21 protein-coding genes are annotated in these 23,918 nt (G+C 64.1%); 8 read left to right on the top strand and 13 right to left on the bottom strand.

What is annotated here, in order from left to right; all coding sequences use genetic code 11:
* Nucleotides 1–32 precede the first annotated feature (32 nt).
* From QZ709_RS00765 to QZ709_RS00755, 3 genes are all read left to right on the top strand, one after another.
* Nucleotides 33–1,145: an aldo/keto reductase gene (locus QZ709_RS00765; RefSeq protein WP_060987200.1), complete on the top strand. Its 1,113-nt coding sequence runs from the start codon at nucleotides 33–35 to the stop codon at nucleotides 1,143–1,145.
* A 133-nt stretch (nucleotides 1,146–1,278) separates the two neighbouring features.
* Nucleotides 1,279–2,262 (top strand): tripartite tricarboxylate transporter substrate binding protein, encoded by a 984-nt coding sequence (locus QZ709_RS00760; protein ID WP_158603245.1) that lies wholly within the window; start codon nucleotides 1,279–1,281, stop codon nucleotides 2,260–2,262.
* Nucleotides 2,263–2,265: 3 nt separating this feature from the next.
* Nucleotides 2,266–3,903 carry an AMP-binding protein gene (locus tag QZ709_RS00755; protein ID WP_121506346.1) on the top strand — a complete coding sequence of 546 codons (1,638 nt, stop codon included), beginning with the start codon at nucleotides 2,266–2,268 and terminating at the stop codon, nucleotides 3,901–3,903.
* 8 nt (nucleotides 3,904–3,911) lie between these two features.
* Here QZ709_RS00755 and QZ709_RS00750 read toward each other — a convergent pair whose 3' ends face one another.
* From QZ709_RS00750 to QZ709_RS00730, 5 genes are all read right to left on the bottom strand, one after another.
* Nucleotides 3,912–4,679 carry an SDR family oxidoreductase gene (locus tag QZ709_RS00750; protein ID WP_063460671.1) on the bottom strand — a complete coding sequence of 256 codons (768 nt, stop codon included), beginning with the start codon at nucleotides 4,677–4,679 and terminating at the stop codon, nucleotides 3,912–3,914.
* 12 nt (nucleotides 4,680–4,691) lie between these two features.
* Nucleotides 4,692–6,323 carry an AMP-binding protein gene (locus QZ709_RS00745; RefSeq protein WP_294635478.1) on the bottom strand — a complete coding sequence of 544 codons (1,632 nt, stop codon included), beginning with the start codon at nucleotides 6,321–6,323 and terminating at the stop codon, nucleotides 4,692–4,694.
* Nucleotides 6,324–6,447: 124 nt separating this feature from the next.
* Nucleotides 6,448–7,476 carry a fumarylacetoacetate hydrolase family protein gene (locus tag QZ709_RS00740; RefSeq protein WP_242421853.1) on the bottom strand — a complete coding sequence of 343 codons (1,029 nt, stop codon included), beginning with the start codon at nucleotides 7,474–7,476 and terminating at the stop codon, nucleotides 6,448–6,450.
* A gap of 24 nt (nucleotides 7,477–7,500) precedes the next feature.
* Complete coding sequence (locus QZ709_RS00735; protein ID WP_233559581.1) at nucleotides 7,501–7,914, bottom strand: hemerythrin domain-containing protein; 414 nt, start codon at nucleotides 7,912–7,914, stop codon at nucleotides 7,501–7,503.
* A 110-nt stretch (nucleotides 7,915–8,024) separates the two neighbouring features.
* Nucleotides 8,025–8,720: an SDR family oxidoreductase gene (locus tag QZ709_RS00730; RefSeq protein WP_121506344.1), complete on the bottom strand. Its 696-nt coding sequence runs from the start codon at nucleotides 8,718–8,720 to the stop codon at nucleotides 8,025–8,027.
* Between the two features lie 138 nt (nucleotides 8,721–8,858).
* Between QZ709_RS00730 and QZ709_RS00725 the strand changes: the two genes are divergently transcribed.
* The 5 genes from QZ709_RS00725 to QZ709_RS00705 all read left to right on the top strand — a co-directional run bounded on the left by QZ709_RS00725 (nucleotide 8,859) and on the right by QZ709_RS00705 (nucleotide 14,808).
* Nucleotides 8,859–9,257: a Zn-ribbon domain-containing OB-fold protein gene (locus QZ709_RS00725; RefSeq protein ID WP_060987191.1), complete on the top strand. Its 399-nt coding sequence runs from the start codon at nucleotides 8,859–8,861 to the stop codon at nucleotides 9,255–9,257.
* Nucleotides 9,254–10,447 (top strand): thiolase family protein, encoded by a 1,194-nt coding sequence (locus tag QZ709_RS00720; protein ID WP_199726993.1) that lies wholly within the window; start codon nucleotides 9,254–9,256, stop codon nucleotides 10,445–10,447. The genes QZ709_RS00725 and QZ709_RS00720 overlap by 4 nt, the downstream gene beginning before the upstream one ends.
* 48 nt (nucleotides 10,448–10,495) lie before the next feature.
* Nucleotides 10,496–11,797 carry an MFS transporter gene (locus QZ709_RS00715; protein ID WP_060987192.1) on the top strand — a complete coding sequence of 434 codons (1,302 nt, stop codon included), beginning with the start codon at nucleotides 10,496–10,498 and terminating at the stop codon, nucleotides 11,795–11,797.
* An 11-nt stretch (nucleotides 11,798–11,808) separates the two neighbouring features.
* Nucleotides 11,809–13,047: an FAD-dependent oxidoreductase gene (locus tag QZ709_RS00710; RefSeq protein WP_060987193.1), complete on the top strand. Its 1,239-nt coding sequence runs from the start codon at nucleotides 11,809–11,811 to the stop codon at nucleotides 13,045–13,047.
* A gap of 126 nt (nucleotides 13,048–13,173) precedes the next feature.
* Nucleotides 13,174–14,808 carry a methyl-accepting chemotaxis protein gene (locus QZ709_RS00705; protein WP_121506343.1) on the top strand — a complete coding sequence of 545 codons (1,635 nt, stop codon included), beginning with the start codon at nucleotides 13,174–13,176 and terminating at the stop codon, nucleotides 14,806–14,808.
* A 13-nt stretch (nucleotides 14,809–14,821) separates the two neighbouring features.
* Here the strand turns inward: QZ709_RS00705 and QZ709_RS21270 are convergent, their stop codons facing one another.
* The 8 genes from QZ709_RS21270 to QZ709_RS00665 form a co-directional block, all read right to left on the bottom strand.
* Nucleotides 14,822–15,178 (bottom strand): transposase, encoded by a 357-nt coding sequence (locus QZ709_RS21270; RefSeq protein WP_348649990.1) that lies wholly within the window; start codon nucleotides 15,176–15,178, stop codon nucleotides 14,822–14,824.
* A gap of 525 nt (nucleotides 15,179–15,703) precedes the next feature.
* Nucleotides 15,704–16,204, bottom strand: a complete 501-nt coding sequence (locus QZ709_RS00695; protein ID WP_060986285.1) for a DUF1993 family protein — start codon at nucleotides 16,202–16,204, stop codon at nucleotides 15,704–15,706.
* Between the two features lie 34 nt (nucleotides 16,205–16,238).
* Nucleotides 16,239–17,069, bottom strand: coding sequence for an SDR family oxidoreductase (locus tag QZ709_RS00690; protein ID WP_121506342.1), 831 nt, complete (start codon nucleotides 17,067–17,069; stop codon nucleotides 16,239–16,241).
* A gap of 30 nt (nucleotides 17,070–17,099) precedes the next feature.
* On the bottom strand, nucleotides 17,100–17,939 hold the full coding sequence (locus QZ709_RS00685; protein WP_250439245.1) for an enoyl-CoA hydratase/isomerase family protein: 840 nt from the start codon (nucleotides 17,937–17,939) through the stop codon (nucleotides 17,100–17,102).
* A gap of 4 nt (nucleotides 17,940–17,943) precedes the next feature.
* Complete coding sequence (locus QZ709_RS00680; protein WP_294635477.1) at nucleotides 17,944–18,894, bottom strand: lactoylglutathione lyase; 951 nt, start codon at nucleotides 18,892–18,894, stop codon at nucleotides 17,944–17,946.
* A 42-nt stretch (nucleotides 18,895–18,936) separates the two neighbouring features.
* The gene (locus tag QZ709_RS00675) at nucleotides 18,937–21,348 is read right to left on the bottom strand and encodes an MMPL family transporter (RefSeq protein ID WP_294635476.1); all 2,412 of its coding nucleotides are present in this window, start codon (nucleotides 21,346–21,348) and stop codon (nucleotides 18,937–18,939) included.
* Between the two features lie 66 nt (nucleotides 21,349–21,414).
* Nucleotides 21,415–22,512 (bottom strand): YCF48-related protein, encoded by a 1,098-nt coding sequence (locus QZ709_RS00670; RefSeq protein WP_121506341.1) that lies wholly within the window; start codon nucleotides 22,510–22,512, stop codon nucleotides 21,415–21,417.
* A 38-nt stretch (nucleotides 22,513–22,550) separates the two neighbouring features.
* Nucleotides 22,551–23,915 (bottom strand): DUF1329 domain-containing protein, encoded by a 1,365-nt coding sequence (locus tag QZ709_RS00665; protein WP_060986291.1) that lies wholly within the window; start codon nucleotides 23,913–23,915, stop codon nucleotides 22,551–22,553.
* Between the last annotated feature and the right edge of the window lie 3 nt (nucleotides 23,916–23,918).

Genomic DNA, 23,918 nt, shown 5'->3' with positions numbered 1-23,918 from the left:
GTTTCAATTTCAGCAAGAACCTGAGAGACCCGATGCAACCCACCACATACCACCTGCTTGGCCGTACCGGTTTACGCGTCTCGCGCCTGTCCCTGGGTACCATGACCTTTGGCACCGAGAACGGTTGGGGCTGCGATCGGGAGACCGCACGCGCGATGTTCGACGCCTACCTGGCATCCGGGGGGAATTTCATCGATTCGGCTGACATCTACACGCAAGGCACCGCCGAGACCTGGCTGGGCGAATTCATGTCGGAAACGGGTATGCGCGATCGCGTCGTTCTGGCCACCAAGTACAGCTTCAATCACCAGAACCCGCAAGGCAACCCGAACGCCGCGGGCAACGGCCGCAAGAATCTGATCCGTTCCCTGGATGCCTCGCTGGCGCGGCTGAAGACGGACTATGTGGATCTCTACTACCTCCATGCATGGGATGGCATCACGCCGGCGGAGGAGGTTCTGCGCAGCATGGATCAGTTGGTGCGCGCCGGCAAGATCCGCCACTGGGCGCTCTCGGACGTGCCCGCCTGGTATGCCGCGCGCATCACCACCCTGGCGCAGTACCATGGCCTCGAAGGTCCTTGCGCGGTGCAGCTCGAGTATTCGCTGGTGCAGCGCGGCATCGAGTACGAGTTTCCCGCCATGTGCCAGGAAGTGGGCCTCGGGCTGGTGGCCTGGAGTCCTTTGGGCGGCGGCCTGCTGTCCGGCAAGTACCAGCCCAATGTGGAGGCACCAGCACAGCAGGCTGGGCGCATCAAGGCCACCGCCGCGGTGGCGACACCCGCGCTGAACAAGCTGACGCCGCGCAACTGGGAGATCGTCGCCGCGCTCGAATCCGTCGCCAATGAATTGGGGCAGCCCATGGCTAGGGTGGCCATCAACTGGCTGTCGGGCCGCCCGGCGCTCAGCTCGGTGATCCTGGGCGCCACCCGGCTCGAACAGCTGCAGGACAGCTTGGGCGCGCTGGACTTCGAGTTGCCTTCCGAACTCCGTACCCGGCTTGATCAGGTGAGCGCGTTGCCACCGCTGTTTCCCTACAACTTTCTGAGCGCCATTCAGCCGCGCATGCACGGGGGAGCCAGCGTGTCGCCCCACCCTCCCCACTTTGACGAACCTCCTGCGGCTCGCAGTGGCGGCTGGCGCTGAGCGACAGACCAGCGCCCCTGGAGAACCCGCCCATCCATGGCAAATGTCCGGGGAACTCGCACGAAAGAGCCTCGGAGGAACCAGTGAAAATGGCAGGCATGGCCTCCCAGCCAATCGAAACGGAGACATCCACATGATTTTCTGGACCCGGCGTCGGATGCTTGGCCTCGCGGCCAGTGCACTCCCGACATGGGCAGCTCCTGGCTACGCCCAAACCATCTGGCCCACCAAGCCTGTCTCGATCACGGTGGCATACGCCGGTGGCGGTGCCATCGACGGGCTGATTCGCTACTGCACCGAGCAGATCCAAAAGCGCCATCCCGAGATCGTGTTCGTCATCGAGTACAAGCCTGGCGCAGGCGGCAACATTGCGGCGGACGCTGTCGCCCGCATGAAAGGCGATGGGCATCAGTTCCTGATGACAGGATCCTCGACCCAGGCGGCCAACGTCAGCTTGTACAAAACCCTCCCATTCAATCCGGAAAAGGATTTCGCGCCGATCGCCTCCATGGCCACCGTGCCTTACATCCTGGTGGTCAACCCCGCGCGCGTGCCGGTCAGCACGTTTCAGGAGTTCGTCGCCTTCGTCAAATCCAGGCCGGGCCAGTTGAGCTACGCCAGTTCGGCGATCACCGGAAGGCTCGCTGGCGAGATTCTCAAGCAGCGCCTGGGATTGCAGGCGACCTTCGTGCCGTACAAGACCTTGGCCCAGGTGGTTTCCGACATCATCGGCGGCCATCTTGACTACGCCTTTGGCGACCCTCAGGGCTACCTGCCACATGTGCGCTCCGGCCGCCTGCGTGCAATTGCCGTGACGACGCGCGCGCGCATCGCCGCCGCCAGCGACATTCCTACCCTCGCGGAGTCGGGCGTCGCTGATTTCGACGTCTCCGCGTGGCTGGCTCTCTACGGGAAGGCCGGGATGCCAGCCTTCGCAATCCAACGCTTCAACCAGTTGATCAACGAGGTGCTGGAAGCGCCCGAGGGCCAGGCATTCCTTACCAGCATCGGGCTGCAGCCACTGCTTGGCAAGCCCGACCAGCTTGCCACCCTGCAAAAGCGCGATACGCTGGCCTGGGCACAGGCCATCCGGGCGGCAGGCATCACGATCGAATAGTCCATGCCTGAAATCAGATCCCCGGCCAACGCCAGCCCTATGCCGGCAGTCGATCCCGCTTACCTTTGCGAGGGTGCGTTGGGCTTCTGGCAAATTGCCGAGCGGCAGCCCAGCCGCATCGCGATCACGGAATCCAATGGCGGCTGCAGCACGTTCGGCGAGCTGCGCGACCGCGTCGATCGCCTGTCCCATGCGCTGCGCGGCTGCGGTGCGAAGACCGGCGACGCCGTCGCGGTCTTGTTGCCGAACTCCAGCGACTGGCTGGCGAGCGCGCTCGCCATCTCGCAAATAGGCGCCTACCTGGTGCCTTTGAATTGGCACCTGACGGCCGAAGAATTGGCCTACCTGTTGTCCAACAGCATGAGCCGCGTGCTGATTGCCGATCATCGCTTTGCCTCCACGGCCAGCCAGGCGGCCCGACAGGCGGCACTCCCCGAGCAAGGGCGCCTGGCGGTTGCGGGAGACATACCGGGTTTTCGCGATCTGCAATCCTTGCTGGACGCGCAGCCCGACGCCCCTCTTGGCGACCGGCTGGCAGGCAGCACCATGTTCTATTCCTCCGGCACCACGGGACGCCCCAAGGGAATTCGGCGGCCGCTGACAGGATTGCCCCCCGAAGGGGCATTGGCGCGCACCCTTCCGCTCTATTCGGGCATGTTCGGCCTGCGCGCGGGCAATGGGGCGCACCTGGTCTGCACGCCGCTCTACCACGCGGCTCCCGGCTCCCGCGCCATCCAGATGCTGCATCTCGGGCATCGGCTCGTGCTGCTGGAAAAATGGGACAGCGAACGCGTGCTCGCCCTGATCGAAAGCGAACGCATCGACAGCGTGCAGCTGGTGCCGATCCTGTTCCACCGCCTGCTGCAACTTCCGCAGGCTATCCGGCAGCGCTACGACCTTTCGAGCCTCAGAACCGTCATTCACGCGGCTGCCCCATGCCCGCCGGAGACCAAGCGCCGGATGATCGAGTGGCTTGGCCCTGTTCTGCACGAGTACTACGCGTGCAGCGAGGGAGGGGGCACCTATGTCGGCAGCGACGACTGGCTGCGGCGCCCCGGGACAGTGGGCCGCAGGTATCCGTTCAGCAAGCTCGCCATCCTGGATGAGGGCGGAGCCGAGCTTCCTGCCGGCGAGCCCGGGTTGATCTACATGAATGATGGCTTCGATTTCGAGTATTTCAACGATCCACAGAAGACCCGTTCCGTCAAGCGCGGTGACCTGTTCACCGCGGGAGACTATGGATACCTCGATGAGGAAGGCTGGCTCTACCTTTGCGACCGCCGCTCCGATCTCATTCTTTCCGGCGGCGTCAACATCTACCCTGCCGAGATTGAGGCCGTTCTCATGCAGCATCCTTCGGTATCCGACGCAGTCGTCGTGGGACTGCCGGATCCCGAATGGGGCCAGAGTGTCTGCGCATTGGTCCAACCCCGCGAGCCGGCCCCATCGCACGCGCTGGAGGCGTTGCGTGCCGAGCTGATGGCGTACTGCGGGCAGCACCTGGCTTCCTTCAAGCGGCCCAGGCACCTACTCCTCGCGCACGTCCCGCGCACCGATGCCGGCAAAGTCGGCCGCGCTGCAGTCCGGCAAGCGCTGCTGGCGGGAGAACTGCGTCCGCTGGCAGGTGCCGCTCCTGCCTGACCACCGGCTCAGCGCACCATCAGCGTCCCGCCATCGACGGCAAAGATCTGGCCGGTCATGAAACGCGCGCCGGGAGATGCCAGGAAGGCGAGCACCGGCACCAGATCCTGCGCCATGTCGCCCAGCTTGCCGCCCAGCGGGATCACCCTGGCCATCAGCGCATCGTGCGCGCTCAGTTGCTCCGGGCTCATTTCGGAACGGGTCTGGTCATACATGGGCGTCCAGATGGCCGGGGCGATCGCATTCACGCGGATGTTGTAGGGCCCCCATTCCTGGGCCACGGTGCGGGTCCAGGCCAGGACAGCCCCTTTGGCGGCCGAATAGGCAGACTTGTTGGGGAGCCCCAGCGCGCCGGCTGCGGAAGCGAAGTTGATGATGCTGCCGCCCTGCTCCCTCATATGGGGAAACACCGCCCGGTTCATCAGGAAGGTACCCGTGGCATTGACAGCAAAGACCTTTTCCCACAACGCCAGACTGGTCCCCTGCGCCGGCGAAGACGGCGCGATGCCCGCGGCATGGATCAGCACATCCAGGCCGCCCAGGCGGGTGCAGGCGGCATCGACCGCGCGCGCAACCGAGCCCTCGTCGGCCACATCGACCTCCATGAAGCCCCGTGCTCCCGCCGCCTTGGCAACGGCTTCGCCGCGTTCGCGGTTCAGGTCCATGGACACGACCAGCGCCCCCATGCCCGTCAGCGAGCGCACAAGGCCCTCGCCCATGCCACTGGCCCCTCCGGTGATGAGGATGCGGCGGCCGGCCAATTCTGAAACGGACATGGTGGTGCTCCTCTAGCGCTGCACTTTGATGGTGGAGGACTCGATGTCCCAGGTGGCAGGCGTCACCCCTTCATCGCGCAGCTGGTACTTCAGAATCCGCCCCTGCGGATTGACCGGCAGTTCGACCCGGAACTCGATGTAACGGGGCACGGCGTAATAAGGCACCCGATCCACCATCCAGCGGCACAGGGCCTCTTCGGTGAGTTGGGCACCCGCCACCCGCTTGGCGGTGACCTTCAGGTCGTCCTCGCCCAGATTCGACCGCACGGCATGAACCGCGACCTGCTCGATGTCGGGATGCTGCAGGATCGCCGATTCCATCTCGAAGCTGGAGATGTTCTCCCCCCGCCGGCGCAGATAGTCCTTCTTGCGGTCCACGAAGTAGAAGAACCCGGCCTCGTCGAACTTGCCAATGTCTCCCGTGTGGAACCACATGTTCCCCATCACCTTCTGCGTGTCCTCGGCCCGGCGCCAGTAGCCCTTGAACATGATGTCGGGATGCAGGGGCCGGCACACAACCTCGCCGGCCTGCCCGGGCGGCAGCGGATTGTCCTGGTCGTCGAAGATGCGCACGTCGAACTCGGGAGCGCACCGTCCCGACGAGCCTGGAGGAACCGGCTCGCCGGCTGGCACCGACGTGATCAGCGCCTCCGTCAGGCCGTAGGCGTTGGAGCCGATGTGGCGCGCGCCGAAGCGGGTGCGCCACATCGCCTTGATGTCTTCCGTGAACGGATTGCCCTTGACCGTGTGGATCTGGCCGAAGCAGCGCCTCATCGCGTCATTGTCCGGTGCCTGGGCCAGCAGCGTACCCAGGGCGCCCAGGATGGACACCACGGTGGCCCCGGATGCCTCCACGGCAGGCCAGAAGCCGCTGACCGAGAACCGTGGAGCGATCGAGATCGTTCCACCCACCAGCAGCGTGGACACCACGCCGGTCGCGATCGCGTTCATGTGGAACAGCGGCAACGGGGTCCACAGCACATCGTTCGGGCCGAACGGCGCATCCCGCAGGAGCAGGCGCGCCACATGGCACATCTGGTTGCCGCTGATCATGCAGCCCTTAGAAGGCCCTGTTGTCCCGGACGTGTAGATCAGGGCGTTGAGCGCGGCCGGATCGGGCAGCTCGGCCAGGGGCGTGGTGTCGTGCCCCCGGTGATCGTCAAGGCTTTCGATGGCAAAACCAACGTCTGGACACCCATTTTCCACAACCCCGCGCACCAACAGGCGCCTAATGCCTTGAAGGTGCCCGGCCACCTCGAACAGGCGCGGAGCGTAGGCCGCATCGCACACCACGATCTCGGCCCCCGAGTCGGCCACCTGGTGGCGCAGGAACTCGCCCTTGAGCGCCGTGTTCAACGGAACGCTCACGGCGGACAGCTTGTTGAGCGCGATCCAAAGAACCACGGCGTCGAGGTGGTTGTCGAACAGCGAAGTGACGGTGGCGCCGGCCTTCACCCCCAATGCCTGCAGCGCATGGGCCATGCGGTTGCTGAGAGCGTCGAACTCGGCGTAGGTGGTTTTCTCGCCACTGAAATCGAACAGGATTTTGTCCGGATGCGCGAGAACCGCGCGGGCCAAGGCCGCCACGGGAGTGTCGCGCAGTCCTGGCGTCCAGCCAGGTGCGCTATCAATGTCTTTGCTCATTCGATGTGCCCTGCCGCGACCGGCGGCAGATTTTTTGCGTTGTGTGAAGGCGCCGATCGGAAGCATGCTGCATGCCACCGCGGCGACGGAACCAGGGCGCCCGCCCGTGGGTGGAGGACGCCCATCAAGGCTGCGTGATGCGCGTACGCAGCAGGCCGATGCCCTCCACCTCTAGTTCCACGACATCGTCAGGCTTGAGGTAGCGCATCTGCTCCAGGCCACAGCCATTGCCCACCGTTCCCGACCCGATGAACTCACCGGGATGCAGGGTTTCGGAGCGCGAGACATGCGCGATCACATCCTCGAACTTCCAATACATGTCGCGCGAATTGCCGCGCCCCCATTCCTCGCCATTGACACGGGCGACCATGTTCAGGTTGTAGGGATCGGGGAGCTCATCGGCAGTGACCAGGCAGGGCCCCATCACGTTGCTGGTATCGAAGTCTTTGCCCTTGGCCGGCCCCAGCATGCCGCCCATTTCCACGGCCTGGGCATCACGCGCGCTGATGTCATTGAAGATCGTGTAGCCAAAGATGTACTCGCGCGCCTTCTCTTTGGGCACGTCCTTGGCCCGCGCGCCTAGGTAGAAGCCGAACTCGAGCTCAAAATCGAGCGCCTTGCTGTAGCCGGGCCACACGACATCGTCGTCCACGCCGATGGTCGCAAAACGGTTGCATTTGTAGTAGATGGGCTGGCGCAGGAAGGTCTCGATCGCGCGCTCGTCTGAGCGGGTGTTCATGGCCTTCAGTGTGGCCTCCGGATCCGGTGTGCGCGCCGCGCGTGCCCGCCGTGCTGCCGCATAGCTCTGGCGCAGATGCAGCTCGAAGCAAGAGGCATCGCGCATTTGCGGTGGCGGTTGGATGGGCGCCAGGATTCTGACCGCGCTGCGCTCCCGGACGGCCGCACGGGGCGCGCGCGCGATCAGGTCGCGCGCAAGCTCGGAGGCAGCGGGCCCCGCTTCGATCAGCGCGAGGATGCTCGCCAGTGCGTCCGCGCTGCCGCCATGCACGGTCTGCGCCGCCTGCCGCAAGTCAAGCACCGCTTGGTCGCCCTCGATGAATGCGCCTGCGCGGGCGGCTTCGCCTGCAGCCTGAAATGTCACCAGTCTCATATTGATCGTTTCTCTTGTGGGGGGATTGAAAACCAGGGGCAAAGCGCCTCTAGCGGGAACGAAGACTCAGTTGGCCGGCGGCAGAGGCGGCGCGTCAGCGGGCTCCAGCCGGCGGCGAAGCACCACCGGCGCTCCACCATGGCTGCGCTTGACCAGCCATTGGGCAAGCGAAGCATCCATGTAATCAGCGTGTCCTGGGAACCAATTCGCGAGCGCATGGGCGAGATCGCGGGCTATCTGCCCTGGACCGCCATTGCGCAGAATCTCCTGCACCTCGTGCACGGAACGCAGAACCGCCGTATGTTCGTCCACATGGCACTGTGCGGCAGGAAACCCGGTGGAGTCCATCCAGCGCCGCTCCTGCTCGAAATGCTCGACGGCATGTGCTTCGAAAGCGGCAAGGCACCCCGCAAGATCGACATCTTTCGCTGTTTGAAGGGCCGCCACGCACGCGACAAATTCGCGATGGGTGCCATCCATGTCACCGTGCCCAAGCAAGTAGCGATCGGACCAAGCCATGGCATTGCCGCCGCCCTCTCCAACGGCCCCGGGTGACGAGTGCTCCTGGGACAAGCGCATGTCTTCCATGATCACACCCGACCGGCCACCGGAATGCACGCGCCTGTGACGGCGCTGGCATCGTCCGACAACAGAAACGCGATGACGGCGGCCAGCGAGCGCGGCGATACCCAGCGCGCGGTGTCGGCATCGGGCATATCGGCCCGGTTGGCAGGCGTGTCCAGAATGCTGGGGCACACAGCGTTCACACGCACGCCACGATCCTTGACCTCCTCGGCAAGCGCTTCGGTTAGCCGCGCGACGCCAGCCTTGGACGCCGCATAAGCCCCCATTCCCATTCCGGCCTTCTGTGCAACCAGCGCTCCCACGTTGACGATGCCTGAGCCATCGGCCGCCAACAGCCGTGGCAGAGCCTCCCGGCACGCCACCACGGTACTGCGCAGATTCATCGCATAGAGCGCATCCCACGACTCCAGGGTTCCGCTCTCCAGCGTTTCCCATCGGAACCCCCCGGCGGCGTTCACCAGGCCATCGAAGCCCTGGAGCCGCTCGCTTGCCTGCTGGAATGCGGACCGTGTGGCATCCGGGTCGGTCAGGTCAATGCCGCCGATCACCGCCGTGATCCCAGGCACATCCTGGGCCGCAACACGATCGAGCAGGACAACGCGGGCTCCCTGCTCGACCAGCACGGCCCCCACGGCACGGCCCAGCACGCCCAGGCCGCCGGTCACAACGATATGGCGGTTCGCCAAAGAATGTTCACTCATAGATGCAGATGGTTGGTAGAAACCATTAGTTAGACACATTGACGCAATTTGTTCAGATATTAAACTCTCTCAACCCGCCTGCGTCAATTCGTAGCGGCCCTGATTCAACCCACTGCCAGCCCGACATACCCCGCGTTCATGCCACGAAAACTGCCCCAGATCACCAGCGACTCATCGGCCTTTTGGCAGGGAGGGGAATCGGGCCGACTGATGATCCATCGCTGCAGCACCTGCCGGCGGTTCTTTCATCCACCCGCTCCGATCTGCCCATTCTGTGGTTCGCTGGATGTGGCGCCGCAGGCCACAAGCGGCCGCGGCCGCATCGCCACCTACACCATCAACCACCAGGCGTGGAAGCCCGAGCTGGCCACCCCCTACGTCGTGGCCATCGTCGAGCTCGACGATCAGCCCGGCCTGCGCCTGCTCAGCAACGTCGTGGAATTAGTGCCCGATCAGGTGCGAATCGGCATGCCGGTGCATGTCACTTTCGAGCAGCACGAAGACGTCTGGCTCCCTCTGTTCAAGAAAGCCGAATGATGTTCGACCATCTGTACGAAAAAAACGTGGCGATCGCCGGCGTAGGCCAATCCGAAGTGGCCCGCCCATCCGACAAGTCCGCCATGCGCCTGACCCTGGACGCATGTCTGGAAGCCATTGCCGATGCGGGTCTCACGCGAAAGGACATCGACGGCGTGGCTTGCTGGCCAGGCGACAACAACAATGGCAACAGCTTTTCCCCGGTGGGCCCCAATGCGCTCATCGGCACGATGGGGCTCCACGTCAACTGGTATGGCGGCGGCTACGAAGGGCCGGGGCCACTGGCCGGCGTGATCAACGGCGCGATGGCCATTGCCGCGGGCCTGTGCCGCCATGTGCTGGTGTTCCGCACGATCACCGAAGCGAGCGCGCGGCGGCTCGACAAGAATGCCAACGCCTTGAGCAACAAGACCGCCGGGCGCGACAGCAGCTTCTTCTGGCAGTGGTACACCCCCTATGAAGTGCACTCGGCCATCAACCTGATGGCCATGTACGCGCAGCGGCACTTCCACGAATACGGGACCACCCCCGATCAGTTGGCGCAAATCGCCCTGACCTGCCGTGCCAACGCCGAGCTCAATCCCAAGGCTGTGTACCGCACGCCCATGACCATGGACGACTACTTGGCCTCCCGCATGATCTCGACGCCCCTGCGCATGTTCGATTGCGACGTGCACTGCGACGGGGCGACGGCCATCGTGCTCTCGCGCATGGATGCGGCGCGCCATGGACCGAATCCCCCCATCCGCCTGGAGGCCATCGGTTCGGCATTGCACCAGCCCTGGTCCTGGGATCAGGTTTCCCTGACCGGCGGGGCCAGCATCGACGCGGCACGCATGATGTGGCAGCGAACCGATCTCAAGCCGGCTGATGTCCGCAGCGCCCAGTTGTACGACGGCTTTTCCATCCTGACCCTGCTCTGGCTGGAGGCCTTGGGCCTGTGCCCGGCGGGCGAAAGCGGCCGCTTCGTCGAAGGCGGCACGCGGATCGCCCGCGACGGCGCCCTGCCGGTGAACACCAATGGCGGCCAGCTCTCGGGGGGAAGAACCCACGGCCTTGGGTATGTGCACGAGGCTTGCACCCAACTCTGGGGGCGCGCCGGACAGCGCCAGATCGCGCCGCACCAGGTAGCGGTCGCGGCGGCCGGCGGAGGCCCGCTGGCCGGCTCGCTTCTGCTCGTGCGCGAGTGAACCGGCCCTGGCCCTACCTGCCCTTCCCTTCCCCATTGCCGGCACCCTATGACACAACCTCTCCCCACCTCTTCACATACCGCGCATGGCCTGGGCATCGATCTGACCGAGTTCAAGAGCGCGTGGCGCATCGTGATTCTGGCCACGCTGGGACTGGCGATCAACTCCAACTCATCCATGCTGTATGCCTACGGCGCGATGATGGTTCCGCTGCAGCAGACCTTTGACTGGGCCCGCGCGGATCTTCAGTCGGCAGTGAGCTTCATGTTTCTGGGATCGGTGGTCGCATCCCAGATCGTGGGCTGGCTCAATCTGCGCTTTGGCATGAAGCGCGTCACGGTGATCTCGCTGTGCATGCTTTCCCTGGCCTTCATCGCCATGACGCGCTTGGGGCCTTCGATCGTGACGCTCTACCTGGGCTTTTTCCTGATGTCCATGGCCAGCATGGGCACCATGCACGTCACCTGGACCCATCTGGTGAACCTGTGGTTCGAGCGCAACCGCGGCCTGGCTCTCGCGCTGGTTCTTTCCGGCACCGGTCTGGCCGCCATGCTCATTCCCTCGGCGGTGAGCGCCGTGATCTCGCAATGGAACTGGCAGGCGGCCTTCTGGCTTCTGGCGGCCCTGCCAATGATCCTGGTGCTGCCCCTGGTGCTGGCCTGGATGAAAGAGCCTGCCCGCGCCCCGGCCCGCAAGCACAGCGAGTCAGCATCGTCAGCAGGTGCCGTGATCACGGGTGCCTCGCTGCGCGAAGGCCTGCGCAATCCCCGCTTCTGGCTTCTGAACATCGCCTTGTCCATGGTCGTGGCCTGCGTGGTGACGCTGGTCACGAATGGTGTCCCCCTGTTGCGCGACAAAGGCCTGGAGGCAGGGGATGCAGCGCGCATCTTCGGCAGCTTTGGCTTGTCGCTGATATTGGGGCGGGTCGTCGTGGGCTACCTGGTGGACCGCCTCTGGGCGCCTGGCGTGGCCGCCGTCGCCCTGGGGCTGCCGGCCCTGGGGTGCCTGCTCCTGGGTATCAGCGGCGCGAACGATACCGGCTGGCTCGTGCTGGGTGTCATGCTGGTGGGCATCGGCGCGGGTGCCGAGTTCGACCTGGCGGCCTTTCTCGTCTCGCGGTATTTCGGCATGCGCGACTACGGCCGCCTGTTCGGCATCCACCTCGGGCTGATCACGCTGGCTTCCACGCTGGCCCCATGGCTCTTCGGGCAACTCTACCGGAGCACCGGCTCGTACCAGGCGACGTTGTGGGTCTGCGGGCCCATGTTTCTCTTTGGTGGCCTCGCGTTGCTCTCGTTGGGCCGTTATCCGATCTTCGAGCGCAAGACCGCCCCTGACCAAACTCTTTGAAGCAGAACTCTATGTCCCACAATTCCATTGTCATCGTCGGTGCCGGCCAAGCCGGCTATCAGGTTGCAGCATCGCTGCGGCAGGAGGGATTTGAAGGCGCGATCACCCTCATTGGCGACGAACCTGGCGTTCCCTACCAGCGTCCACCACTGTCCAAGGCCTATCTGCTAGGAAAGGTTGGCGTGGCGGCGCTACGCTTTCGCCCCCCCGAGTACTTTGACGAGCACCGCATCACGCGCATACAGGGCAGTGCCACTGCCATCGACCGGGAACGCCGCGAGCTTGTCCTCGCCAGCGGCGAAAGACTCGCCTACGAGCACCTGGTGCTGGCAACCGGCGCGCGCAACCGTGTGCCGGCGGTCGCGGGCATCGAGCTCGGCGGCGTATTCGGCTTGCGCAACCTGGCAGATGCCGACGGGCTGTCACAGCGCCTGGGCAGCGCGAAGCGCGCAGTGGTCATTGGCGCGGGCTTCATCGGCCTGGAGTTCGCGGCCGTCGCAGCCGCACGCGGCATCGCGGTGGACGTGCTGGAGCTGGGCACGCGGCCAATGGCCCGAGCCCTCTCTGCGGTCACGTCCCAGGTATTCGATCACGCCCACGCCCGGTGGGGTGTGCGAATCCACTATGGCCAGAGCCTCGCCGCAATCCACGGCGATGGCGGCCAGGTGCGCAGCGTGGAGCTGGCCAGCGGCGAAGTCCTGCCGGCGGATCTGGTGGTCTATGGCATCGGCGTGCTGCCCAACGCGGAACTCGCTGCTCAGGCACAGTTGACCGTCAACAACGGCATCGTTGTCGACGCCCATCTGCTCACCAGCGACCCGGCCATTTCCGCCATCGGCGACGTGGTCAGCTTTCCCAGCCCCTGGTCACCACAGGCCATCCGGCTCGAGTCGGTTCAGAATGCCGTGGACCAGGCCAAGGCCGTGGCGGCCCGGCTCATGGGCAAGCCCGCCGGCTATGCCGCCCTGCCCTGGTTCTGGACCGACCAGGGAGAACTCAAGCTGCAAATCGCCGGCCTCGCCGACGGGCACGATGAAACCGTCGTGCTCGGCTCCGTCGAGCAGCACCAGATCAGCGTCCTTTGCTTCCGCGCCGGCCGTTTGGTGGCAGTGGAATCATGCAATCGGCCAGCCGACCACATGGCGGCGCGCAAGCTCATTGCACGCAACACGCCGCTCAGTCCTGCCGAGGCGGCCGCTCCAGGCTTCGATCTCAAGGCGTTCGAAGTCTCGACACGCGAGACCGCCTGAAAACGCGCCGATCCAGCGGCTTCCGCCGGGCTTTCAGCGGCCCTGCGCGGCGACCCCACCCCCACCCCCACCCCCACCCCCACCCCCACCCACGCCCACGCCCGCCACTGCCAACTACCCCGCGTCATGAATCGCTTAAAAATCTCCACCCGGCTTGCCATTTCGTTCTCCACCATGGTGCTGCTGCTGGTCGCGCAGGGCGCAATGGTGCTGTTCCTGTCCGCCGCGCAGCGTGAGGCGATGGAAGACATCGTTCAAAGGAGCAACCCCATCACCAAGGCATTGAGTGCGGTGATCGACGGGTCGAACATGGAAACCATCCAGTTCCGCAATCTGGCCTTGTTCTCGTCCCCGGACATTCAGCAGGCGGCGCTGGCCCAGATCAAGGTCGAACGCGGCAACATCGCCGCACAGACGCAAATTCTGGATCAGCTCATCGAATCCGACGAAGGTAAGGCCTTGCACCAGAGCATCAAGCCTCTGCGCGCCAAGGACCTTGCATTGGGCAATCAGTTTCTTGAACTGTTTGCCAAGGAACAATGGGTGGAGGCGCTGGCCTTGCTGGAGAGCAAACAGCGCCCCGCGCAGATCGAATACCAGAACGCGATCCGCAAGCAAGCGGAACTCCAGGCGCAGGTCATGGCCGAAGCCGGCCATCGGGCCGAGTCGGCCACCCGCAATTTGATGCGGGGGCTCCTGGTCGCGAGCGCCGTGACCATTGCTCTGGCCCTGTTCCTCGCTATCACCATCATCCGCTCGATCACTCGCCCGCTGATGCAGGCCGTTTCAGTGGCCGACCGCGTCGCCAGCGGCGATCTGAGCGGGCACATCACCGTGCAGTCCCAGGACGAAATGGGCCACCTGCTGGAGACGCTGCAGCGCATGCAGCACAGCCTGGCGCAGACGGTCACGGCGGTGCGCAGCAATGCACAGGGCGTCGCCTCGGCCAGCACCGAGATCGCGGCGGGCAACCATGACCTGTCGGGCCGCACCGAAGAGCAGGCCAGCGCACTGCAGCAAACCGCCGCGTCGATGGAACAACTGGGCTCCACGGTGAAGCAGAACGCCGACAACGCGCGCCAGGCCAACCAGCTCGCCCTGAGTGCCTCCACCGTGGCCACCCAAGGCGGCGAAGTGGTCGCCGAAGTGGTCAAAACCATGAAGGGCATCGACGACAGCAGCCACAAGATTGCCGACATCATCAGTGTGATCGACGGCATCGCTTTCCAGACCAACATCCTGGCCCTGAACGCCGCAGTGGAAGCCGCCCGCGCGGGCGAGCAAGGCCGCGGCTTTGCTGTGGTAGCCAGCGAGGTGCGCAGCCTCGCAGGCCGCAGCGCCGAAGCAGCCAAGGAAATCAAGCGGCTTATCACCGACAGCGTGGAGCGCGTGGAGCAGGGGTCGCAGCTCGTGGGCAAGGCCGGTGCCACGATGACGGAGGTCGTCACCGCCATCCGCCGTGTAACGGACATCATGGGCGAAATCAGCGCCGCGAGCAGCGCACAGAGCCAGGACATGGGACAAATCGGAGAAGCGGTCGCGCAGATGGACCAGACCACGCAGCGAAATGCCGCGCTGGTCGAAGAAATGGCCGCGGCCGCCAGCAGCCTGAGCAGCCAGTCCCAGGCGCTGGTGGAAGCTGTGGCGGTATTCAAGCTGTCGGACGGAGAGGCCGTGCGCACCATCAGTGCCGTGCCCGTGCCTCGCACGCTCCACGCAAGCGCGCCGATAAAAGCCATCCTGCTCGCCAGCGAGCACTAGGCTGAATCGACATTCACTGTAGCCATAGCCAGATTGAAGCAGCCAAGACCGCTGCCATGAAGTTGGCGGGCTTGCGGTCGTAGCGGGTGGCCACACGCCGCCATTGTTTGAGCTTGGCAAAGCAGCGCTCGATTCGACTGCGCAGGCGGTAGCGAGCCTTGTCATAGGGGCGCGCGGCCGCTCGCAATTGCGAGGCGGGATCACGGCCTGCGCCCCTTGCTGCTCGATGGCCTGTATCAATTCCGGGCTGTCGTAGCCCTTGCCGGCCAGCACGTAGCTGGGCTTGAACCCATCCACCAGGGCGCGGGTCTGGGTGACCATCCTCCGAGCTTAGAGAATGAATATCGATTAAGCCTAGGGCCGCAAGCATCAGAGCGGCAAGGCCCAGCCGCCATGCCGCGCCCGTCTCACACGAAAGCGCGCCGCCCGCCATGGGCAGTGGGGGCGATTGGAAGCGCATCTGAGTTTCCGGCGGTCTGGACTCTTCGGCGGGAAACCAGCACGCGAATGAATGCCCCGTTCATTGGCGCGGGATCTGCCTGAGCGGTGAACACGTCCTCTATGAAGTTTTGATAGCTGCTTGCGCGTTCTGAATGGGCGCTTGAGGCCAATTTGGCCCGTATCTTCCGTGCACGCGTCCGGGCCCCTGCGAAAGTATTGCCCTGCACTGAAGATGAGATCAGCCCCGCCACAGCGCCAACCTGGACCGCTGGTGACGAACGTGCCACGCGCACTCGGAGCGCGTGGACATCCACCCGCAAAAAAACACCCCCTGGTACAAGCCGTGAAGGTCTGCCAGGGGGTTCAAAACCCCGGATTCCACGGGGTACTGTGTCAATCACCGGCCTTGCCTCCGGTACTTGCACCTTGGAGAACGTGTCCAGGTCCGGCCCGGTCAGGCCATGGCTCCCAGAAAGTCAGCCTTGCCCAGCTCCACGCCTGCCTGGCGGAGCAACGCATAGGCCGTGGTCACATGAAAGAAGAAATTCGGCAGCGACCACTGCTGTAAGAAGGTCTGCCCCGTGAAGTGCAGCGGATCGCCTTGCCGCTGCGGCACGACCAGGGGCCGCTCGGCGCTCCCGGCCAATTGCTGCGGCGAAACGCCTTCCACGAAGCCGATGGCGTCCCGGACGCGGACACGCAACCCTTCGAAGCTCTCGTCGGAGCCTTGAGCGGCAGGCAGTTCCACGGCACCCAGGCGCGCGACGGCGAGCCGCGCCACCTCGCTGGCAATGGCAACTTGCTTGCCAAAGGTCAGCATGTCGGGCGACAGCTTCGTATTCAGGAAGGCCGCGCTGTCAAAACTTCTGGCCTGGGCATGGCCTTCGGCTTTGTCAAGCCAGGTCAGCAGGTTGCGCAGCATGCGGGCATAGATTTCCGCGCTGGCGGCATGCATGGATAAAGACATGGTCGGATATGGTTGGTTGGGTTCAGAGTTTGTTGGATCCCATGCGTGCGAAGAACTCGCGCATGGGCACCATGGACGGAGCGTGGCTGGTGAAGCCGCCATCCACTGGAATCACCGCCCCCGTGATGAATGAGGACTCGTCGCTGGCCAGGAAGCTCACCACGTCGGCAATCTGCTTTGGCGAACCGAGCTGGGGCGTCAGGTGCTGATCCAGGAGGATCTGCTTGATCTCCTGCGGAACGCCCTTCTGCGCGTGCTCGTTGAGCACAAAGCCAATCATGATGGCATTGGATCGGATACCCTCCTTGCCGTACTGAGCGGCCACGGAACGTGCCAGCGCCATCAGGGCCGCCTTGGAGGCGGCATAGGCGGTCAGCGTTGCATCACCCAGCAGCCCGAAGCCCGACGTCGCAAAGATGATCGATCCACCGCCGACCTTGAGCATGTGCGGGATGGCGTGCTTGCAGCACAGCATGGCGCCGCGCGCATTGACGTTCATGGCCCTGTCCCATGCGGAAAGGTCCACGTTGCAGACATCGCGGTCACCGGCACGCTGCGCCGGATCCAACGCGGCCGCATTGTTGTGCAGGACATCGATCCGCCCAAAGTGGTCGAGCACGGCTGAAACCATCGCCGCGACCCCCTCCTCGGAAGTCAGGTCGGTTTGGATGGCCAGAGCCTTGCCACCCCCCGCCTCGATTTCGGCGGCCACCGACTGAGCGCCCTCCAAGTTGATGTCCACCACCGCGACACGGGCTCCATGCCGGGCCAGCGAACGCGCACATTCAGCCCCAAGACCCGCCCCCGCACCGGTCACGATGCCGACCTTTCCATCCAGTTTGCGTTCGCTCATTGCATCTCCAGAAAAGCGATGTTTTGAAATTCATTCACCAGAAAAACAGGGCGCCCGTTTCTCGCGAAACGCCAGCGCGGCTTCCTTGACGTCGTTCATTGGAACCAGCATGGCGAACAGATCCAATTCCAGGTCCAGGCCACTCTTGAGGTCAAGGTGGCAGGCCGCGCGTGCAGCCTGCTTGGCGAACAGCGTTGCCGTGGGCGGCTTCTGGGCAATGCGTTCGGCCAGGGCAGTGACCTCCGCGAGCAGCGAATCAGCGCTGTCGGCCATGCGGGTGATCAGGCCGATGTCGAATGCCCGGCGTGCGTCGACGCGATCACCGGTCAGGAGCAAGTCCAGAGCACGCCCCGGGCCGACCACGGCTCCAAGGCGCTGGGTTCCTCCCCCTCCGGGGATCAGGCCCAGCCCCGTTTCGGGAAGGGCAAACACGGCGTCCGGGGCCGCGAAACGCAGATCGCAAGCCAAGGCCAGTTCCATGCCCCCGCCCATGCAATAGCCATGAATGGCGGCGATCACAGGTTTCTCGGTGCGATCCAGCGCCTCGATCCAACGCGACTTCTGCATGCGCCGACGCACCTGCACCGATGTTTCCGCCGCCCGCCGTTCCTTGATGTCGGCTCCGGCGCAAAACCCGCGCGCGCCCGCGCCGCGTATCACGATCACCCGAACGGACGGATCGCTATCGAGCTCGGCCAGCGCCGCGGGTACACCACGGCGGATGTCGTCGTTGATCGCATTGATCTGGTCCGGGCGATTGAGCACGATCCAACCAACGCCTCCCCGGCGCTCCACCTCGACGGCATTCCCGGGGGCCGCAGCTTCGTCACGCGTCGGGGTGGCCGGCTTGTGAAAGGAGGTTTCCATCATCGGTTCAATACTCCTCGAACTCAAACAGTTGCCCCCGCACGTCGGCCGGATCGACCCGGATCAGCGGCTTCCCACCCACGGCCTCGCATTCGTCGATCCAGGTGAAACGGGTACCGCGTGCCTTCAGGTCCTCGGCCTTGGCCTGGAGACCGTTCACCGCGATGCGGATGTAGTAGGGGCCGGGCCCCCAGGAATTCAGGTAGACGCCGGCATCACCGTTCCAGCGGGTCGCCTCGATCACGTCCAGCGAAGCGCTGTGCGGCACCGTGAATTCCATGCGGGCGCGACGGTACCCCTCCTTGTCCAGAGACTCCACAGGGCTGCCAGGCTCCCAATCGAGGTTGGCCGATACCGTGCGCAGGGTTTCGTCCAGATTGCGGACGATGTAGCCGCGCGAGGTGACTCGCACCATGTCGCCCGGCTTGGGATCGCGCGGCTCGGGCGGGGGCATGCTGAAGGTGTCGGCCGGCATCTGCAGCGGCTCCAGGGGCATGACCTCGATGCACAGACCGCCGTCCACCGATGGGTGGTAGCGGGGATCCTCGGGCGTCGCGCCCAGCCAGAGCCGGTCGAACGGCATGTCGGGGGTGCGTTGTGCCATGCGGAACCGCAGGCGCCGGCGCATGAGCTTCTCGACCAGCAGGTCGAACTTGTCGCCGCGCGCGGCCAGCACGATCGAGTGGGTCACCATGGGCCGGTGCGCGCCCTGGTAAGCCTTGAGGCTCTCCAGGAAGTCGTGGAACATCGGATCGCCCGGGTTTGGTTGGTCCAAGTGGCACTGCGGCTCGATGCGGGTGGGGGCGACCGCCAACGATTTGTGAACCCGCAGGAAATGGGCAATGTAGGGATGGCCATCGAACGCTTGGCGCCAGTTGGGATGGCCGTGGAGGCCCAGCTTCGTCACCAACAGTTGCGCCATGCCGTCCGGGTCGGACAGCATCATGTCGGCACTCATCAACAGATCAAACACAGGCGTTGCTCCAAGAGAAGGAAAAAGTCAAAGAGAAAGTGCGCCATCCGCGGGCAGTGCAGACTTGGTCTGCCGTGGATTGAGCAGGAAATGGGACAAGGCGGGAATCAGCACCAGGGCACCCACCATGTTCCACAGGAACATGAAGGTCAGCAAAATGCCCATGTCCGCCTGGAACTTGATCGGCGAAAACGCCCAGGTGATCACGCCCGCGGCCATGGTCAGCCCCACCAGCGCCACCACGCGTCCCGTGAAGTCGAGCGACCTCCGGTATGCCTCGGCGAGCGTCGAGCCACGGCGCTGCATCGCAATCTGCACACTCAGCAGGTACAGGGCGTAGTCCACCCCGACGCCGACACCCACCGCGATCACTGGCAACGTGGCCACCTTGAGCCCGATGCCCATCCACACCATCAAGGCCTTGCAGATGATGGTGGTGATCACCAAGGGAACCATCGCCACGATGGTGGCGCGCAGGCTGCGGAAGGTCAGCAGGCACAGCAGCGCCGTGGCGCCATACACGGCCAGGTACATCAGCAAGATGCCGCGCTCGACCTCAATGTTGGTCGCCGCCTCGATACCCGCGGAACCCGCCGCGAGCAAAAAGCGCGGCCCGCCGTCGGCAGAAGCACTGTTGTGCTCCGCGGCAAAGGCCTCACTCACCTGAAGCACGCGCTTGAGCGTGTCCGCCTTGTGATCGGCCAGATAGGCAATCAGTGGCGAGACGGAACACGAGGTATTGGTGATGTCCGGACTCGCAATCATGGCGGCCCCCACCGCCGCATTCGTGATGCCCTGGTCCCGGCTGATGGTGAGCCACTTGCCACTGCCCTCATTCAAGGCTGCAGTGATGAAGCGCGTGGACTCCGCCAGCGAACTGGTGGCCTGCACGCCCTCGGTCTGGCGCAGTGCCTGGGCCAGTTGGTCCATCAACTGCAAGGTGCCGTACAGCCGGCAGCCATCGTCAGGATTGGTCATGATGACCACGAACTGATCATTCGACAGCCCGTAGTGGGCCGTGATATAGGCACTGTCGCGGTTGTAGCGCGAGTCCTGCCTCAATTCGGGCGCCCCCGGATCCAGGTCGCCGATGCGCAGGTCGAACATCACGACCGTGCAGACCGCGGTCATCACGGCGGCAAGCGCCACCGTCACCGTGGCCGCGCGACGCTCCGTCAGGCGATCCAGCGCACTCCAGGTGCGTCCGAGCCATCCTTGCTTGCGCGTCGTGTCCTCGGCGAGGGCGCGGCGCGCCGCAGCCTCGCTCACGCCGATGTAGGACAAGGTCACCGGGATCAGCACGAGCTTGGTGAAGACCAGCACCGTGATCCCGATGCTGGTGGTCAGGGCCAGATCGCGAATAACCGGGATATCGATGATCACCAGCACGGCGAAGCCGACAATGTTCGTCAAAAGCGCCGTCAGGCCCGCCATGAAGAGGCGCCGGAAGGTGTAGCGCGCGGCAACGTATTTGTGCGTCCCACGGCCCACGTCCTGCAGGATGCCGTTCATCTTCTGGGCACCGTGCGAGAGCCCAATCGCGAAAATCAGGAATGGGACCAGGATCGAGTAGGGGTCCAGCTCGTAGCCCAGCAGGTTCATCAACCCCAGCAGCCACACCACCCCGGCAACGGCCACGCTCACCAGCAGCACGGTGCTGCGGATGCACCGGGTATAGAGGTAGACAAACAGCGCGGCGACCGCCACCGAGAGTCCGAAAAAGAGCATCACCTCATGGAGCCCTGCGATCAGATCGCCGACGATCTTTGCAAACCCGACCATGTAAATGCCGGTGCTCTCGTCCTCGAACGACCGGATCTCCTTCTCCAGGATGCGGGAGAACTCGCCATAGTTCAACGGCTCGCCTGTCTTGGGATGCCGATCCAGCAACGGCACGATGATCATCGTAGAGCGCGCGTCATTGGCCACCAGGCTTCCAACAATGCCTGACCGCCCAACGTTTTCCTTGAGCTTGCCGATCGATTCCTGGCTGCCGCTGTAGTCCGGCGGCATGACAGGCCCCCCCACCACGCCCTCCTCCGTCACCTGCCGCCAGCGCACGATGGGCATCCAGAGCGATTTCATCCACGAGCGGTCGACCCCTGGAATCAGGTAGAGAGCGTCATTGACCTTGCGCAGTTTTTCCAGGTAGGCTGCGTCGTAGACATCACCGCTCTTGTTCTCCACGACGACCCGCACCGTGTTTCCCAACCCGGGGAGTTCCTCCCGATAGGCAAAGTAGGTCTGAATGTACGGGCTGGAGGATGGGATCATCCGCTCAAAGCTGGCATTGACTTCCAGCTTCAGAGCGAAGTAGCCCAGCACTGCGGTAGCCGCAAGGCACAGGAGCAACACCAACAGCCGGTTGTTGAACACCAGTTGCTCCAGGCGGCTGCCTGACTTGCGGTCGAACTGTGCCGGATCGCGAACGACCGGCATGGCGGGTTGCTGGGAATGAGCAGACATCAAAACTTTCGTGAGGGAGATCCATGGGATCTGCGGCCTTCATTTACCTTGCGTGGGGAGCGCGATGACTCCGACACCGTTCAGGCGTGCCAGAGCCAGACGATGGGGGTCGGTCATCGCGGCGTCATAGACCTCAGCACCTGGTGCCTGGTCATATACCGTGGCGCGAGCGGCAGCGAAATCCACGGCGAGCACACTCCCTTGCTGCGACACTAGAAAAGCGGAATCCTCAAGGGTGACCGCACTTACCAGGTTGGCATCAAGACCGGTCTCGATCTTTTTCCACGCATGCCCAGCGTCCTCGCTGACAAAGGCATTGCCACGCAGGCCGTAGGCCACCAAGCGGGCACCGAACTGCGAGATCCCGAAGAAGCTGCCGTTGTAAGGCGTCTGCACACGTTTGAAGCGCTGGGTTGTTGCATCGAGATGCATCACCAGGCCCTGCTCACCTGCGACGAAGACGCCCCCTTCCCCACCTGCCAGTGCATAGAGGTGGTACCGCTGGTCATTGTCGGTTTTCCATAGCCAGGGTTGCCACGTGTTGCCGGCATCGCTGGTTTTCAGGATCAAGCCGAAACCGCCCACGGCAAAGCCGGTGAGGCCATCGGGAGCGAACCAAATGTCGAGCAACGGCGCGGGCCAGACGTCCGCCGTGGCCGATTGCCCAACTGTCCGCTGGATCTCCGCCTCCCTCTCTTCGGAGCCTTTGGCGGAATCGCGCAGCAGCATCAGTACCGCACGCCCGTCCAGCACCCGCGTCCACGAGGCGCCGCCATCGGGCGACCTCAGGGCCACGGCATCGTGCCCTACGGCCCACGCCACGCCGGAACTGGCGAAGCGCACCGTGGTGAGGTCGGTGGAGACCGGGCTGCCGACCTGGCGCCACGATACCCCACCATCTTCGGACAGCAGGATCAAACCGCGCGGACCCACCGCAATGGTGCGCCCGCCTTGGCTCGCCACCCCGCTGACCATCGCCCGCTGCGCCGCCACAAGGGCTCGTGATGGCGCATCGATCAGATCCAGGCGGGCTGCGCCTTGCGCTGCGATCACCCACGGCACCGGCAGCAGTACACACACGCCAACGAGCGCGGCGCAAGCCCAACGCAACCGCAGGAAAGGATGCAGGAAAGTCATGGCCCGGGGATCCGATCGAGGTTCGTCATGCACGAGGTTCAGCGAGCCGATTCACGCGACACGATGGCTTCAGGATTCATCTCGCGCTCGCTGCGCGCGGACGGAAGCACCTTGTAGCCTCCCACCATCACATCGTTGACATAGGCGTACATGCCCTTGTTGAAGTCGTACACCACGTTCTTCGCAGCAAAGGGGATCTGCTTGTCGTACATCGGCGAAGCAGCCTGAAACAGGCTACGGTACAACTGACCATTCTGGTCAAAGGCATCGTAGTTGGCGGCGCCGGTCAAATCTTCATCAAAGTAGTAGATGCGCTTGGAATACGCATGACGCTGGCCCGGCTTGAGCGTGGCTTCCACGGCCCAGACACGGTGCTTTTCCCAGCGCTCGCACTCCGGATTGACGTGGTTCGGCAGCAAAGCCTTTTCGGCCGTCGGGCAATCGTACAGATTCTTGTAGGCGTTGTACTGGATGTACATCTCCTTCTTGCCGATGAGCTTGAAATCGAATCGATCCATGGTCCCAGAGAACACGAACAGTTCGTCGAACAAGGTCACGCCCCCCATGCTTGCCACGGGAGTGTCATACGCGAACTCCGGCGAGAGCTTCACGCGGCGCAAGCCCGGGGTGTAGCTCCATGCCTTGCGCGGACGAGCCACGGGATCGAGGTAGTCGGCCAAGCCTGTCATTTCTCCTGCACGCCGTGCCGGCACCTTGCTGATCGAATACACCCGCCACGCCATGTCCGGATCGCGATCTGCCACGTCGGTCTGGTAGTACACAAAGTCCTGGAACGTCGCTTGCTCCGCCGTCACCACGGCCTTGCCCGAAGTATCAATCACCCAGGAGCGGGAGGCCGCAGTGGTGATCGCGGTCTCTCCCTGGTAACGCAGGATTTGGTTCCACATCACCTCGTATCCGGTCTTCGGAATGGGGAACGGGATGCCACCGCGGCAGGCGTTTTCAATGGCAAGGCCCTCTTTGGTTGCCTTGCACGTGGTCGCATTGCGGACGGTCGCATCCAGAATCTTCTTGGGATAGGCCGCCGTTCTGTGCGTGGGATACACATTGAGGTAGTACCCTGGGTACTTGGACAGCAGGTGCTTCTGCCCTTCGCTCAGCAAGGCTGCATGCTGTGCCATGTTCTTGCTGTCGATGCGCAGCACGGGCTTTTCGTCTTTGAACGGATCGGTCCAGAAGCCGCTATCCGGCTTGAAGCCCTCAGGAGCCTTGGTCAACCCCCCGGTGTAGGCCGGGATGCTGCCATCGGCATTGGCTGCCTTGACCGCTCCGAACGGGGTCAGGGTGGTGCCCAGTTGCTTGGCCTCCTCCGCTGTCACGGCCGCGAAAGCTGGCGTGGCAAGGCCAATGGCAACCAGCGAAAGGATGTTGTGGAATTTCATGAT

The organism is uncultured Aquabacterium sp. (genome assembly GCF_913773725.1).
GTDB lineage: Bacteria > Pseudomonadota > Gammaproteobacteria > Burkholderiales > Burkholderiaceae_C > Aquabacterium.
Note: the sequence above shows the minus strand (reverse complement) of the source record. Positions and strands in the feature narration are given on the sequence as shown.